A 13,466-nucleotide genomic window follows, 5' to 3' on the forward strand; every position below is an offset into this window, starting at 1 on the left:
CAGCGCGGCCCGATACCATTTTCGCACAAGCTTCAACGTCTAGTGTTCCAGCGCGCAATAATGCAGGGACCCTCGACCCGTGCCGGAACAACTTAGAAGCATCGTCATCAATCTTCAGGATTTTGGCACCAAGCGACTGGCCATCATGGCTGGCATTGCGCTTTTGACGCTCGCCGTCATCGGTATCGGCTCGATCTACCTGAACCGTCCTTCCTATGAGACGCTCTATGTTGGCCTCGAACGGTCCGACGTGAATCAGATCGGCATGGTCCTGTCCGAAGCTGGTTTCAATTTCGATGTCGGTTCGGACGGAACCAGTGTGTCGGTGCCGGTAGGCACCACCGCCAAGGCGCGCATGCTGTTGGCCGAGAAAGGCCTGCCGACGAGCGCCAATGCCGGCTACGAACTGTTCGACAAGGTCGGCTCGCTCGGCCTCACCTCCTTCATGCAACAGGTAACCAGGGTACGCGCGCTGGAGGGCGAGATCGCCCGCACCATCCAGTCGCTGGCCGGCGTCAAAGCTGCCCGCGTGCACATCGTGATGTCGGAGCGCGCCAATTTCCGCCGCGAGGAACAGCAGCCGTCCGCGTCCGTGGTCATCCGCTATGCCGGCATCGACGGTGGCAAGGCAGCAATGTCGATCCGCCATCTGGTCGCCGCAGCTGTGCCAGGCTTGTCGGCCGAAAAGGTGACGGTGCTTGATTCGGCTGGCAATCTGCTCGCCGCCGGCGACGACACATCCAACACCAGCGCCGCCCGCTCGCTTGGCGTCGAACGCACGGTCGAAAGCCAGATCGAAGACAACATTCGCCGTGCGCTGACGCCTTATCTCGGTCCCGATAACTTCCGCGCCAGCGTCAAGGCCGACGTCAACACCGACACGCGCCAGACCGAAGAAACCATCTTCGATCCGGAATCGCGCGTCGAACGCTCCGTGCAGACCGTCAAGGCGAACGAAAACAGCAACCAGCGCCAGGCAGCAACACCCGCCACGGTCGAGCAGAATTTGCCGGAGACGCAGGCTGCCGCGTCTGACGGCCCGCAGTCGAGTTCGCAGAACGACCGCAAGGAAGAGATCACCAACTACGAGATCAATTCCAAGAAGATCGCCACGGTCTCGAATGGCTACACCGTCACCAAGATGTCGATCGCAGTTGTCGTCAACCAGCAGCGGCTGCTGTCAGTGCTGGGCAAGGACGCCAAGCCTGAGCAGATCACCCAGCGTGTCGCCGACATCAAGAAGATGGTGGCTTCGGCAACGGGCCTTGATGAAAAGCGCGGCGACATCATCGATGTCTCTGCGGTGGAATTCATTGATGGACTGGATGGTCAGGAACTGGCCTCGCCCGGTATCCTCGATGCCGTCGCAAGCTACACCGGCAGCCTGATCAATGCCGCCGCCTTCATCGTCGTCGTCTTCCTGGTCGCATTCTTCGGCTTGCGGCCGATGGCAGCAGCACTCACGAACAAGCCTGTAGCATTGGCCAGCCCGAGCTTCGACGATGTTCAGCGCTCGCTGCCCAATCCCGGTGCTGAAGCGGAAATGCCCGCTCCGGCCCTGACCGACAACAGCCGCCCTGCACCACTCGATGACCTGCGCAGGAAGTTGCGACCGGCGCCGCAGGACAGGCTCGCCCGCATGGTTGACATCAATGAGGAGCGTACGGCCAACATCCTGCGCAAATGGACGGCTCAGGAAGCCGTGGGCTGATGCGACAGGCATCCCTTTCCGACCTGCTGCCTGATTTCGGTACGCCAACGCCCCATGACCGCGTGACGACCCATTCGTTTGCGGAGCCGTCTCCCTTTGTCGACGCCCCACCCACGATCGATGTCGACAAGCTGATCGCGATGGCGGTCGCCAAGGCTGAAGACGCACTCGAAGCCAGGCTGACCGCGACATTCACCGAACAGATCGAGAGCGAGCGCCACGCTGCGGCGGAGCAGACCGAGGCGCTCATCGAGAATTTGGGCGACGATATCGGCAAAGCGATTGCGCAACGAACGGAGCAGCTGGAATACCGCCTGCATGATCTGATGGGCGACACCATTGCCCGCATCATCGGCGGTGTGCTGAGCGACGAATTGCAGAAACGCTCGCTCGCCGCGCTGCAAAAGGTCATCCGTGACACGCTTGCCGACAGCGAAGCCGTTCGCATCTCAGTCCGCGGCCCGCTCTCCCTGTACGAGCCGTTGAAGACCGCGCTCGGTAGACGGGCGTCGAGCCTGGACTTCGTCGAAGCAACTGCGCTCGATCTCACCCTCGTCGTCAATGACACCGTCGTCGAAACACGCATGTCGGAATGGTCGACTGCCTTGTCTGAGGTCCTTTCATGAGTACGGCAGAAGGCACCGATCACAGGCAGGAGATCATTATCGTCCGTCGCAATCACGACGATGGCGACGATGGTCATCATGGCGGTGTCTGGAAAATCGCCTTCGCGGATTTCATGACCGCGATGATGTGCTTCTTCCTCGTCATGTGGCTGATCAACGCCGCAAACGAACAGACCAGGGCCGCTGTCGCGTCTTATTTCAATCCGGTTCCGCTGGTTGACCGCAGTGCCAGCCGCAAGGGTTTGCAGGATATCGGCGATGGCCCCGACGAACCCGGTTACACCTCGAACGACCCGGTCGAAGGCGCCGCCAAGCAGGGCCACAACGGTAAGGGCAATCCGGGCACCGCAGAGGAAGAACAGAGCGGCCAGAACGCGAAACAGGACAAGGCCGAAGAGGCCAAGAACGCTGACCAAAAGCTGTTCGCCGACCCCTACGCAGTTCTCGCCGAAATCGCTGCCGAGACAGGCACGCGGCAAAATGTCAGCACCAAGGGCGAAGGCGGAGCACAAACCGCAGGTCCCGCTACCGGCGCATCTGGCGGCGATTCCTATCGTGATCCTTTCGCTCCGGATTTCTGGTCGCAGCAGATATCGACACCTCTGCCCGAGGCCAGTGCTGAAACGGCCCAAGAACAGAATGAACCACAGAAGCAGAAAGAGACTGCCGCGAAGGATCAGCAATCCGCCAAGCCGGTGGCCAAGGACCAGCCCGCAGGCAAGGACCAGCAGGCGAACAAGGATCAGGTAGCGGCCAAGGATCCTTCGATGACCAAGCCGGAAACCGGCAAGCAGGAAATCGAGGCGCCGAAACAGGAAAAGACTCCGACGACTGCCACCGAAAAGGCGGCCGAAGAAGTCAGGAAGAAGATCGCCGAAGCCTTCAAACCCGGCGAAGCTATTGCCGATGGCGTCAGCGTCGAGGCGACCGACAAGGGTGTTGTCATCTCCGTTACCGACAGTTTCAATTTTGGCATGTTCGAAATCGGCTCGGCCGTGCCGCGGCGCGAACTCGTGCTGGCGATGGAAAAGATCGGACGCATCGTCAAGGAGCAGAAAGGCCGCATTGCCATCCAGGGCCATACCGACGCCCGTCCCTTCAAGGGCGACTATGACAACTGGCGGCTTTCTACCGCGCGCGCGCATTCGGCTTATTACATGCTGGTGCGTGGTGGCCTTGATGAAAGCCGGATCAAGGAAGTCGCGGGTTTTGCCGACCGCGAGCCGAAGAACAAGGCCGACCCACTCGCCGCCGTCAACCGGCGCATCGAGATTCTGCTGGAGACCGGGGGATGATCCGCGCCGCGCGCATCGGCGTCCTGGGGTTGACCCTGCTTGGCCTGGGAACGGCGACGTCCGCCCTCGCCCAGGACCCATTGCAACCTTACCAGATGGTGCGTTCGCTGCAGCTCGTGCAAGACAGGTTGGCATCCGGCGACCATGCCGCGCTGCCCATGCAGAACAAGCTGCTCGAAATGGCCGATGCGCGCTTCCGTGCGTCGAAACCGGAGGATTTCAAGGAGCCCCGAAACCTGCGTGCCTTGCTCGTCTATGGTATGAGTGGTGGCAATCCGGCAACCGTCAGAAGTGCCGCCGGCCGCATTGAACTCGACCCGACCAACAAGGCCATCGTCGACGGCATCCTGGACTATCTGGGCGGCAAACCCGGTCCCGCGATCGAAGCGCTGCAGCCGATCGACCCCATGACATTGTCGCCTGACGTCGGCGCCTTCGTTGCCCTTATCAAGGGATCCTTGCTGGCAATCGAAGATCCGACGCAAGCGCTGACGCTGCTCGATCAGGCCCGGCTGCTCAGCCCCGGCACGCTGGTGGAGGAAGCCGCACTGCGCCGCTCCATCGCGATCACCACCGCCAACGGCGACGCGGCACGGTTTGCCCAGGCTTCCACACAGTATGTCGAGCGCTATCTGTTATCTCCTTATGCCAGTCAGTTCGCGGACAGCTTTGTCGCCGGGGTGGTTGCCCTGCACATGGCGCTCAGCCAGGACAAACTCGGTGACATCACCTCGATGATGGATACCGAACGCGAGCGGGTCATTTATCTGCGCATCGCGCGCCGCGCCGCCATCGACGGTTTGAACGAGTTGTCTGCCTTCGCGTCGGCAAAGGCGATCCCGCAGGACAAAGGCACGACCGGAACGGACGATCCGCGTGCGGAGCTTTACGCCAGCCTGTCCAGCATCACCTCCGCAACCGTCGACGACATCCGAACCAAGCTGAAAACGATCGACCGAAGCCGGCTGTCAGCAAGCGACCGCTCCCTGCTCGACGCGGCCCAGCAAATCACCCAGGAAGTCGTCGCGCCGCCGATACCGGCGGTCTTCGATCAACCGCCTCCAGCCGCCGCCAAACCGGAACCTAAGTCGGACGTTGCTGCGCTGAAGAAAGCCGGGGCCGCAAGCGACCAGCCCGGCAAGGCGACCGCTGCCGCGCTGAACGACGGCTCCGATCTCCCGCCGGTCGAGGACGCCGTGTCCGAGCGGCCTGCAACCGAAACAGCCGTGAGACCAGCGGAGACGACCGCGCCGGCTACGCAGGAGGCGGCGGCTCAGCCGCCGCCTGCAACAATACTGCCAGTATCGGCGAGTATCGGCTCTGATACGACCGATGCCGCCATCGCGGACACAAAACGCAAACTCAACAAGATCGATCTTCTGCTGGGAGCTTCGCCTCAATGACCGCAAGTGTAGGCCAGAGTTTTCCAGGCATCGCGTTGCCACGGTCCGGCAACCAGCAGCCGGCCAGCAAGACAGGCGAAGATGGTCCTGCCTTCGACGACCTGCTCGCTCGCCGAGAAATGGTAGGCGGGGAGAAGACAATCCAGCGCGGCGCGGACGGCTCGCATTGGGAGAAGATCCGCGCCGATTTCAGCTTCAATGGTCGCGACCGCACCACTGTGTCGGCGGAAGAGCCGGCGACGGAGATTGACGAAGAAGGCGGCAACGAAGAGCCCGGCGACAAGAAATCGTCCGACACTCAGGATCAGGCAGCAGGCACTCGCATACCCTTATTCCTGAACCTGCACGGTGTGGCTCGACCGCAATCCGGCAGTTCGGAAAAACAGGCCGAACCGGACGCAGCCGATGCCGATCTCCTTTCAGCAGCCAAGGCAAAGCGACCAGCGACCGTTCTTGGGACAAAGGATACCGGAGCGAGCCACGGCGAGGATGAGCCGGCGCCGAGTATCCACGTCGACCGATCGGCGGCAACGCGCTCAGCAAATGGCGCGACCACACCAGCCAATACATCAAACATCATCACGGGAACGTCCGCGCAGGACACGACCACAGCCGCCGCCCCCACTGTCGAAGAAAGCCTGTCGGCTGACAATACGGCAATGTCGACAGAGTCGCTGAAGGCCGGGACCGACAGCCGAACCTCCAACGATGCTTTGAAGCAGGCTGGTGCATCACGCGCGACAGTCTCGGCCGAGCAGAACTTCCCGGCGCCAGCGCTTCAAAATGTCAGCCAGGCTGCACGCGACGTCATCGACGCAATTGCGGGCAACGGCGCGCCGGCAAAGGCCGCATCGGCAGCCGCAACAGGCCTCCAAAACAGCGCTTCTGTTGCAGCACCGACACACATATTGAAGATCGAGTTGCACCCGGCGGAGCTTGGGGCCGTTACCGCCAACCTGCGCCTTGCCGGCGAGCAACTGTCGATTGAATTGAAGCCAGACACTTATGAAGCACACCGTCGATTGAGCTCCGATAGCGAGGCGATTGTGAAGTCGCTGAAGTCGCTCGGGTTCGACATCGACAAGGTAACGATCCTGCAACCCTCGATAGCAGCAACACCATCCGCGCGTACGGACGCGCAACAGGCAGGGACGTCCATCGGACGCGATCAATCGTCCTTCCAGCCAGGCAACTCCAGCGGCAACGGCGAAGGTACGAACGGGCAGTCAGGAAGGAACCGTGGCGATGACAGGCAACAGGATCAACGCCCGACGCAGCCTGCTCAGGACCGTCCTGGTCGCGGGCTGTTTATCTAGCGCGCTCGCCGGCGGCACCGCTGCGGCTGCGACCAATCCCTGCGAGGCCGAGATCCTGCGCGCCGCGGACCAGTATCGGATCCCCGCCGGTATTCTCTACGCAGTTGGCCTGACGGAAACCGGCAACAAGGGCAGCCTTCAACCCAATGCCTTGAATATAGAAGGAAAAGCTGTTTTCCCGCGTTCCCGTTCGGAAGCGCTCATTGCCTTCGAGACCGCACGGCGCGAAGGCAAATCCCTAATCGACCTCGGCTGCATGCAGATTAACCATCGCTATCATGGCGACCAGTTCCGCAGCGTCGAGGACATGCTCGATCCGCGTCGTAATGTCGACTACGCCGCACGCTTCCTGACGCAATTGCACGCCAGGCATGAAAGCTGGTCGATGGCCGTTGCCCGCTATCACGCCGGCCCCAACAACGACCCTGCGCAGAAGCGTTATGTGTGCCGTGTCATCACCAACATGGTCGCTGTTGGCTTTGGCAAATGGACGGCCAACGCGCGCAGTTTCTGCACCCCATAGGTTGTAGCCACAACGCGGCATCCACGGCGGTTTCCCTGCCCGGGCAGAGGCTGCTTTGGTCGATGGATTCTGTCCAGATCGCCGCCAGATTGTACGCGGTACAACCACCGCGATTCCCGACTCCCAAGAAAGCAGTCACAAGAAATGACGGTTGGTCAGGATTCGTGACGGGGACTACCCCTTTCCGCACGGGGCAGATGAACTGATTCGGGGGCTGGGCGATGATCGTAATCGTGGACGAACGCGAACTTGTAACTGATGGTTACAGCTCGATGTTCGATCGGGAAGGTGTGGCAAGCGCTGGTTTCGCGCCGAGCGAATTCGACGCCTGGGTCTCCAGTGCCGCGGAAGACGATCTGAAATCGGTACGGGCTTTTCTGATCGGCGATTGCCGCGAGGGCGCTGTCTCTCCCCGACAGATAAGGGATCGCACCGGCGCTCCCGTAATCGCACTGAGCGACCACAACTCCCTCGAAAACACCTTGCGTCTTTTCGAATCCGGCGTCGACGACGTCGTGCGCAAGCCGGTTCACATCCGGGAAATCCTGGCGCGCATCACGGCGATCCGTCGCCGCGCTCATGAAGATGCTTCCTTCACCGAAATCGGCGCTATGCGCATCTTCATGGATGGGCGCGACCCCGAGATCGACGGCCAGCCGATGCCCTTGCCACGCCGCGAACGCCGCATCCTCGAATACCTGGCCAGCAACCGCGGCCGGCGGGTCACCAAGACGCAGGTCTTCAACGCCATCTACGGCATCTTCGACGAAGAGGTCGAAGAAAACGTCGTCGAGAGTCATATCTCCAAGCTGCGCAAGAAGCTGCGCGAACGGCTCGGCCATGATCCGATCGATTCCAAACGCTTCCTCGGTTACCGGCTGGTCGCCTGATGTGCCCGGCCCGCGCCAGCCTCGCGCAAGACAACATGTTTAGTTTGGCCGGCGACACCATGCGCATAACGGAGACGTTGCGATGAGCCTTTATGGAATGATGCGGACCGGCGTTTCCGGCATGAACGCCCAGGCCAACCGCCTGTCCACCGTCGCCGACAACATCGCCAATTCCGACACCACCGGCTACAAGCGCTCGTCGATCGAGTTCTCCAGCCTGGTCATGCCGACCACCGGCGGCGCCTACAATTCAGGCGGCGTCAACTCGACGATCCGCACCGCCATCTCGGATCGTGGCGATCTCAAGGGCACCACATCGGTGTCCGATCTTGCCATCCGGGGCGACGGCTTCTTCGTCGTACAGGATTCTTCCGGAACCCCTTACATGACCCGTGCCGGCTCCTTCGTGCCGGACGCCCAGGGTCGTCTGGTCAATGCCGCAGGCTACCAGTTGATGGCCTACAGCTACGCCAACGGCGTGCCGGCAGCCACGGTCAACGGTTTCCAGGGCCTCGTGCCGGTCCAGATTTCCGACGGAAAGATGACAGCGACGCCTTCGACCTCCGGTACCTTCAGCGGCAACCTGCCGTCTGGCGCCAATGCGATCGTCGCGCCAGCGACGGCACCCTCCGGTAACGCGGCCACGGCTCAATACACCAACAAGTCGTCGATGGTCGTCTATGACAACCTCGGCAACAAGGTGATGGTCGACATCTACTACACGAAAACAGCCGCCGGCACCTGGGATGTGGCTGTTTTCGATCAATCCAAGGCCGCCGCCGGCGGACCTTTCCCATATGGAGCCGGCGGCCTGCTGGGCAGTGCCACACTCAGCTTCGACGGCACCGGCAAACTGACCGGCCCGACCGACAGCGTCACCTTTACGCCTCCCGGCGGCGTACCGCTCAAGCTTGACCTCAAGGGTCTGAGCCAGATCGGAACCGGCTACACCGCTACCGGCCAAGTCAACGGCAATGGACCGAGCAACATCGAGAAGGTGACGATCGGCAAGGACGGAACCATCTACGCTCAATATCAAGACGGCTCCACCAAGCCGCTCTACAAGATCCCGCTGGCGCAGGTGCCGAGCCCGGACCGCCTGATCCAGCAGTCCGGCAACGTCTTCACGCAGAGCCCGGATTCCGGCGATGTCCAGATCGGTTTCGCCAGCGAGGGCAAGCGCGGCGAGATCATCTCCGGCGCGCTCGAAAACTCGAATGTCGATATCGCCGAGGAGCTCACCAACATGATCTCCTCGCAGCGTAGCTACACGGCCAACTCGAAGGTGTTCCAGACAGGTTCAGAACTGATGGACATCCTCGTCAACCTGAAGAGATGAGGCGCGGCTCGGAGGCCCGGTCGATGGTCGACCGGGCCTTGGCCGCATCACTGCCTGAAAGACCCGCATGTCGTTGTCATCCGCACTCAGCATCGCCCAGTCATCGCTCAAGGCAACGTCGCGGCAGACAAGCATCGTCTCGCGCAACGTCGCGGATGCCTCCAATCCGGACTATTCCCGCCGTACTGCCGTTCTCGCGTATACAGACCCGGGCGTCAGTGCCGTCAAAATCCACCGCGCAGCCAATGAGCTGCTGTTTCGCCAGAACCTGAGCGCTCTTTCTTCGTGGAGCGGCCAGGGAACGCTTGCGAGGGGCATGGATCGCCTTGAGCTGCAGGTGAACGGTGTCGACAACGCATCGTCAGCTTCAGCCGCGATCGGCAACCTGCAAAAAGCCCTTCAGCTCTATGCCACCACGCCGTCGAACCAGAACCTTGGCAGCAGCCTGATCGAAGCCGCGCGCCAGGTCGTGAGTTCCTTGAACGACGGCACAAAGGCCATCCAGGATTTTCGCACCAAGACCGATGGTGAGATCGCCACGGCGGTCGGCGACCTCAATGACCTTCTCAAGCAGTTTGAAATCGCCAACAAGGCTGTCGTCACAGGCACTCGCTCGGGCGACGATGTCTCCGACGCTCTCGATCAGCGCGACGCGCTGCTGAAGAAGATTTCGGAATTCATTCCGATCTCCACCTATACCCGCGGCAGCAATGACATGGTCATCACCACCGGTGACGGCACCACGCTGTTCGAAACCATCCCACGCGCGGTTACATTCACTCCTTCGGCAGGCTACGCACCAGGCGTGGTCGGTGGCCAGATCAATATCGACAACGTGCCGGTCAAGATTTCCGGCGTGACCGACGCGACCGGCAAGCTGGCCGGCATGTTGCAATTGCGCGATAATGTCACCGTCACGATGCAACGGCAGTTGGACGAAGTGGCACGCGGCCTGATCACCGCTTTTGCCGAGACAGCGCCCGGTCAGCCGGACGCCGTTGGCCTATTCACCTGGCCGGGCGCGCCGGGGATACCGCCTGCCGGCACGCTGATCAACGGGCTTGCAGGTACGATCAAGATCAATGCCGCAGTGGATCCGGCTGCTGGCGGCAATCCGGTCCTGCTGCGCGACGGCGGCATCAATGGTGCAGCCTATCGCACAAATCCCAATCCAGCTGGCAGCGGTGCGTCTTACGCCGACAAACTCATCGCCTACGGTGAAAAGCTCACCAAGCCTATGACGTTCGATGCGAATGCCGGCATCACAGCCAACTCCAGTGTCGTCTCTTACGCCGCCAGTTCGATCGGCTGGTTCGAAGGCGTACGGCAGCAGGCCTCGAATCTCGCCGACACCAAGGAAGCGCTGGCACAGCGTACCGATGAGGCCCTTTCCAACGCCACGGGCGTCAACGTCGACAATGAAATGTCTCTGATGCTGGATCTCGAACACACCTATCAGGCCTCGGCCCGTATCCTGACCACAGTCAATCAGATGCTCGATGCCCTCCTTGCAGCGGTAAGATAAGTCATGAAGACCACCTCCGTTTCGTCCTCGGCCATGTCCAATGCGATGCGCTATTCGCAATCGCGCATGCAGGTCGAACTTGTGAAGCGTCAGAAGGAAATGGACTCGCTGCGCGTCGCCGACCTCGGTCTGGCACTCGGTAGTCGTACCTCGCAGTCGGTTACCTTCGCACGCGACCTGGAGCGCCTGAACACCATCGTCGACTCCAACAAGCTGATCTCGTCCAGGCTCTCGACGACGCAAGATGCACTGAGCAAGCTCGGCGACACCGCGCAGAAACTGCTTACAGCCGTGACCACTGCCGTGGGCGGCGATCCGGGTTCAAACGTCACCCGCGATGCCGGCAAGGCCGCATTGCAGTCGATGACTTCCATCCTCAATTCGAGCATCAACGGCGAATATCTCTTCGCTGGTACCAATACAGACGTGAAGCCGGTCAACGACTTCACTGCCGCCGGGTCTCCGGCAAAGGCTGCTTTCGATGCAGCTTTCGTAGCGCGCTTCGGTTTTGCTTCGACCGACCCGGCAGCCTCCAGCCTTACGCCCACCCAGATCGAGAATTTCATCAACACGGATGTCGTGCCGCAATTCTTCGGTCCGGGCTGGAAGACCAACTGGTCAAACGCGACGGACCAGCAGATTGTCAGCCGCATCTCCCTGAACGAGACGACGGAGTCCTCGGTCAGTGCCAATACCGACGGCGTAAAAAAGCTCGCGATGGCTGCAACCATCGTGACGGCGCTGTTCTCAGGCAATCTCAGCGCCGACGCCAAGAAGGCAGTTGCACAGAAGGCATTAACGCTGACTGGCGAAGCCATTGGCAGCATCGCGCAAACACAGTCGCAAGCTGGTATCATCGAGCAGCGGGTGAGCGACGCGAGCGACCGCATGAAAGCGCAGATCAACCTGTTCGAGAAACACGTGCTCGACCTTGAAGGTGTCGATCCCTACGAGGCCGCCAACCGCGTCAACGACCTGATGTCGCATATCCAGACTTCTTTTGCGCTCACCGCCCGCATCCAGCAGCTCAGCCTGATCAACTTCCTGAAGTAACCGGCGAACGACAAGCGATGTATCAATTCTCCTACGCCGACATTCAGACGGACTCGGTAGCCGACGCGAAAGATCGTGAGCGACATCTGCTGACGCGCTCGATCGACCTCCTGATCGAAGCCGCCAACGCGGGTCGAGACTCCATGCAGGCCGTGGAGGCCCTGCATTTCACCAACCGCGTGTGGACGGCGCTGCTCGAGGATCTCTCCTCGAATGAGAACGCCCTGCCGAAGGAACTGCGCGCCAACTTGATCTCGATCGGCATGTGGCTGCTGCGCGAAACCGAGGATGTCCGCCAGGGGCGTTCGAACAATTTCGATGGGCTGATCGAGGTCTCGCAGATCATCCGGGACGGCATTCAATGACATCATCCAAGAGTACCCTGAAGCTGTCGCTGAAGCCCGGCGAACGCATCTATCTGAACGGCGCCGTCATCCGCGTTGACCGCAAGGTCACGCTGGAACTGCTCAACGATGTGCAGTTCCTGCTGGAGGGTCATGTCCTCCAGGCTGAAGAAGCCTCGACGCCACTGCGGCAGCTCTATTTCGTCGCGCAGATCATGCTGATCAATCCGCAAGGCGCGGAAGAAGCCCGCGAGATGTTCCGCCATTCGCTGCCGCTGCTGCTCGCCTCCTTCCACAACGAGCGTATCCGCTCGACGCTGAAGGAAGTCGACCGCATGGTCTCGGAAGGCCATGTCTATGAAGCGTTGCGGGCGATCCGCTCGCTCTATCAGCTGGAAAAGCTGGCGCTCGAAGCAAACGAGAATGAACTCCAGGACGCTTCGCGTCCGCTGGCAATGGGAGCACGCTGATCATGGCCGTCGACATGAACGTCAACAACACCGTTGGCAACGGCACGCCGCAGACACAGCAGAAATCCAAGACCTCGGTCGACTACCAGTCCTTCCTGAAGCTCCTGATGGCGCAGATGAAGAATCAGGATCCGACCAAGCCGATGGACTCGACCCAGTACGTCGCCCAGCTCGCGCAATTTTCCCAGGTCGAGCAATCGGTGCAGATGAACACCAAGCTGGAATACATCCTGCAGTCCTCGGCACTGTCGCAGGCGGATTCCCTCATCGGCCGGCAACTGACTTCGGCCGACGGCAAGACCACGGGCGTGGTCAAGGAAGTGCGCCTGGCCAGCGACGGCCTTATCGCGGTGCTCAACGACGGCAAGGAAGTGCCGGTGCTGCCAGGTGTCGTCGTCAAGCAGGCCCCGGCGGCCTGAGTCACCTGCGATGAATGAGGCCGACGCACTCGATATCGTTCAGTTCGCTGTCTGGACGGTGCTGACGGCTTCAGCGCCGGTCGTGCTGGTCGCGATGGCCGTCGGCATCGGCATCGCGCTGATCCAGGCCCTGACGCAAATCCAGGAAATCACGCTGACATTCGTGCCGAAGATCGTCGCCATCATGCTTGTGGTGGCGCTGACCGGCCCGTTTGTCGGCGGCCAGATCTCGGCCTTCACCAACGTCGTCTTCGAGCGCATCCAGCACGGCTTCTGATAAGGTCGAGCTTGCTCGACCCCGTCGACCTTGGTCGACAAATCCAACATCGATCTTGGTCGACGAACCCAGCCGCCGGCGAGGTCTGAAGCGTTCCGTTTTCACGGAAAAGCGGGAACGCCTCGGTTCCTTGTTTTTACGCAATTCCGGACGGAAAACCGTCGAACGCTTTTCCTGGAATTGCCCTATCTCTCCACTGGACCAGTCGGATGACGAAAACTCGTTCGCCTTTTCCGCAGTCTCGTCTAACTTTGTCGGCAAACGCTGCCGGCAGA

General features: G+C 61.0%; 14 protein-coding genes. All 14 read left to right on the forward strand.

Annotation, left to right across the window (positions count from 1 at the left end):
- Positions 1-79 precede the first annotated feature (79 nt).
- The 14 genes from fliF (at position 80) to fliQ (ending at position 13,191) form a co-directional block, all read left to right on the forward strand.
- Complete coding sequence (gene fliF, locus AC3WTO_RS18365) at positions 80-1,711, forward strand: flagellar basal-body MS-ring/collar protein FliF (protein WP_492462196.1); 1,632 nt, start codon at positions 80-82, stop codon at positions 1,709-1,711.
- Positions 1,711-2,337 (forward strand): hypothetical protein, encoded by a 627-nt coding sequence (locus AC3WTO_RS18370; protein ID WP_492462197.1) that lies wholly within the window; start codon positions 1,711-1,713, stop codon positions 2,335-2,337. The genes fliF and AC3WTO_RS18370 overlap by 1 nt, the downstream gene beginning before the upstream one ends.
- The gene (locus tag AC3WTO_RS18375; protein WP_492462198.1) at positions 2,334-3,632 is read left to right on the forward strand and encodes a MotB family protein; all 1,299 of its coding nucleotides are present in this window, start codon (positions 2,334-2,336) and stop codon (positions 3,630-3,632) included. Before AC3WTO_RS18370 ends, AC3WTO_RS18375 begins: the two co-directional genes overlap by 4 nt.
- Entirely contained in the window at positions 3,629-5,035 is a 1,407-nt protein-coding gene (locus AC3WTO_RS18380) for a chemotaxis protein MotC (RefSeq protein WP_492462199.1), read from the forward strand. Before AC3WTO_RS18375 ends, AC3WTO_RS18380 begins: the two co-directional genes overlap by 4 nt.
- Positions 5,032-6,351, forward strand: a complete 1,320-nt coding sequence (gene fliK, locus AC3WTO_RS18385) for a flagellar hook-length control protein FliK (RefSeq protein WP_492462200.1) — start codon at positions 5,032-5,034, stop codon at positions 6,349-6,351. Before AC3WTO_RS18380 ends, fliK begins: the two co-directional genes overlap by 4 nt.
- On the forward strand, positions 6,281-6,874 hold the full coding sequence (locus AC3WTO_RS18390) for a transglycosylase SLT domain-containing protein (RefSeq protein ID WP_492462201.1): 594 nt from the start codon (positions 6,281-6,283) through the stop codon (positions 6,872-6,874). The genes fliK and AC3WTO_RS18390 overlap by 71 nt, the downstream gene beginning before the upstream one ends.
- 221 nt (positions 6,875-7,095) lie before the next feature.
- A complete protein-coding gene (locus tag AC3WTO_RS18395) occupies positions 7,096-7,764 on the forward strand; it encodes a winged helix-turn-helix domain-containing protein (RefSeq protein WP_492462202.1) in 669 nt (222 codons plus the stop codon).
- 82 nt (positions 7,765-7,846) lie between these two features.
- Positions 7,847-9,103: a flagellar hook protein FlgE gene (locus AC3WTO_RS18400; RefSeq protein ID WP_492462203.1), complete on the forward strand. Its 1,257-nt coding sequence runs from the start codon at positions 7,847-7,849 to the stop codon at positions 9,101-9,103.
- 67 nt (positions 9,104-9,170) lie between these two features.
- Positions 9,171-10,628 (forward strand): flagellar hook-associated protein FlgK, encoded by a 1,458-nt coding sequence (gene flgK / locus AC3WTO_RS18405; protein ID WP_492462204.1) that lies wholly within the window; start codon positions 9,171-9,173, stop codon positions 10,626-10,628.
- A gap of 3 nt (positions 10,629-10,631) precedes the next feature.
- The gene (locus AC3WTO_RS18410) at positions 10,632-11,681 is read left to right on the forward strand and encodes a flagellar hook-associated family protein (protein ID WP_492462205.1); all 1,050 of its coding nucleotides are present in this window, start codon (positions 10,632-10,634) and stop codon (positions 11,679-11,681) included.
- Positions 11,682-11,698: 17 nt separating this feature from the next.
- Positions 11,699-12,046 carry a flagellar biosynthesis regulator FlaF gene (flaF, locus tag AC3WTO_RS18415; protein WP_492462206.1) on the forward strand — a complete coding sequence of 116 codons (348 nt, stop codon included), beginning with the start codon at positions 11,699-11,701 and terminating at the stop codon, positions 12,044-12,046.
- Positions 12,043-12,495, forward strand: coding sequence for a flagellar biosynthesis repressor FlbT (gene flbT / locus AC3WTO_RS18420; protein WP_492462207.1), 453 nt, complete (start codon positions 12,043-12,045; stop codon positions 12,493-12,495). Before flaF ends, flbT begins: the two co-directional genes overlap by 4 nt.
- Positions 12,496-12,497: 2 nt before the next feature.
- A complete protein-coding gene (gene flgD / locus AC3WTO_RS18425) occupies positions 12,498-12,914 on the forward strand; it encodes a flagellar hook assembly protein FlgD (RefSeq protein WP_492462208.1) in 417 nt (138 codons plus the stop codon).
- A gap of 10 nt (positions 12,915-12,924) precedes the next feature.
- Positions 12,925-13,191: a flagellar biosynthesis protein FliQ gene (gene fliQ / locus AC3WTO_RS18430; RefSeq protein WP_492462209.1), complete on the forward strand. Its 267-nt coding sequence runs from the start codon at positions 12,925-12,927 to the stop codon at positions 13,189-13,191.
- Positions 13,192-13,466: the final 275 nt, after the last annotated feature.

The sequence above is a fragment of the Mesorhizobium sp. EU05-FHT14A09 genome (genome assembly GCF_058790995.1).

Excerpts from the sequence above, each read along its gene's own strand:
- flgD (WP_492462208.1), top strand. The coding sequence starts at position 12,498 with ATGGCCGTCGACATGAACGTCAACAACACCGTTGGCAACGGCACGCCG.
- AC3WTO_RS18400 (WP_492462203.1), top strand. The coding sequence starts at position 7,847 with ATGAGCCTTTATGGAATGATGCGGACCGGCGTTTCCGGCATGAACGCC.
- flbT (WP_492462207.1), top strand. The coding sequence starts at position 12,043 with ATGACATCATCCAAGAGTACCCTGAAGCTGTCGCTGAAGCCCGGCGAA.
- AC3WTO_RS18380 (WP_492462199.1), top strand. The coding sequence starts at position 3,629 with ATGATCCGCGCCGCGCGCATCGGCGTCCTGGGGTTGACCCTGCTTGGC.
- AC3WTO_RS18375 (WP_492462198.1), top strand. The coding sequence starts at position 2,334 with ATGAGTACGGCAGAAGGCACCGATCACAGGCAGGAGATCATTATCGTC.
- fliK (WP_492462200.1), top strand. The coding sequence starts at position 5,032 with ATGACCGCAAGTGTAGGCCAGAGTTTTCCAGGCATCGCGTTGCCACGG.
- flgK (WP_492462204.1), top strand. The coding sequence starts at position 9,171 with ATGTCGTTGTCATCCGCACTCAGCATCGCCCAGTCATCGCTCAAGGCA.
- AC3WTO_RS18395 (WP_492462202.1), top strand. The coding sequence starts at position 7,096 with ATGATCGTAATCGTGGACGAACGCGAACTTGTAACTGATGGTTACAGC.
- AC3WTO_RS18390 (WP_492462201.1), top strand. The coding sequence starts at position 6,281 with ATGACAGGCAACAGGATCAACGCCCGACGCAGCCTGCTCAGGACCGTC.
- flaF (WP_492462206.1), top strand. The coding sequence starts at position 11,699 with ATGTATCAATTCTCCTACGCCGACATTCAGACGGACTCGGTAGCCGAC.
- AC3WTO_RS18370 (WP_492462197.1), top strand. The coding sequence starts at position 1,711 with ATGCGACAGGCATCCCTTTCCGACCTGCTGCCTGATTTCGGTACGCCA.
- fliQ (WP_492462209.1), top strand. The coding sequence starts at position 12,925 with ATGAATGAGGCCGACGCACTCGATATCGTTCAGTTCGCTGTCTGGACG.
- AC3WTO_RS18410 (WP_492462205.1), top strand. The coding sequence starts at position 10,632 with ATGAAGACCACCTCCGTTTCGTCCTCGGCCATGTCCAATGCGATGCGC.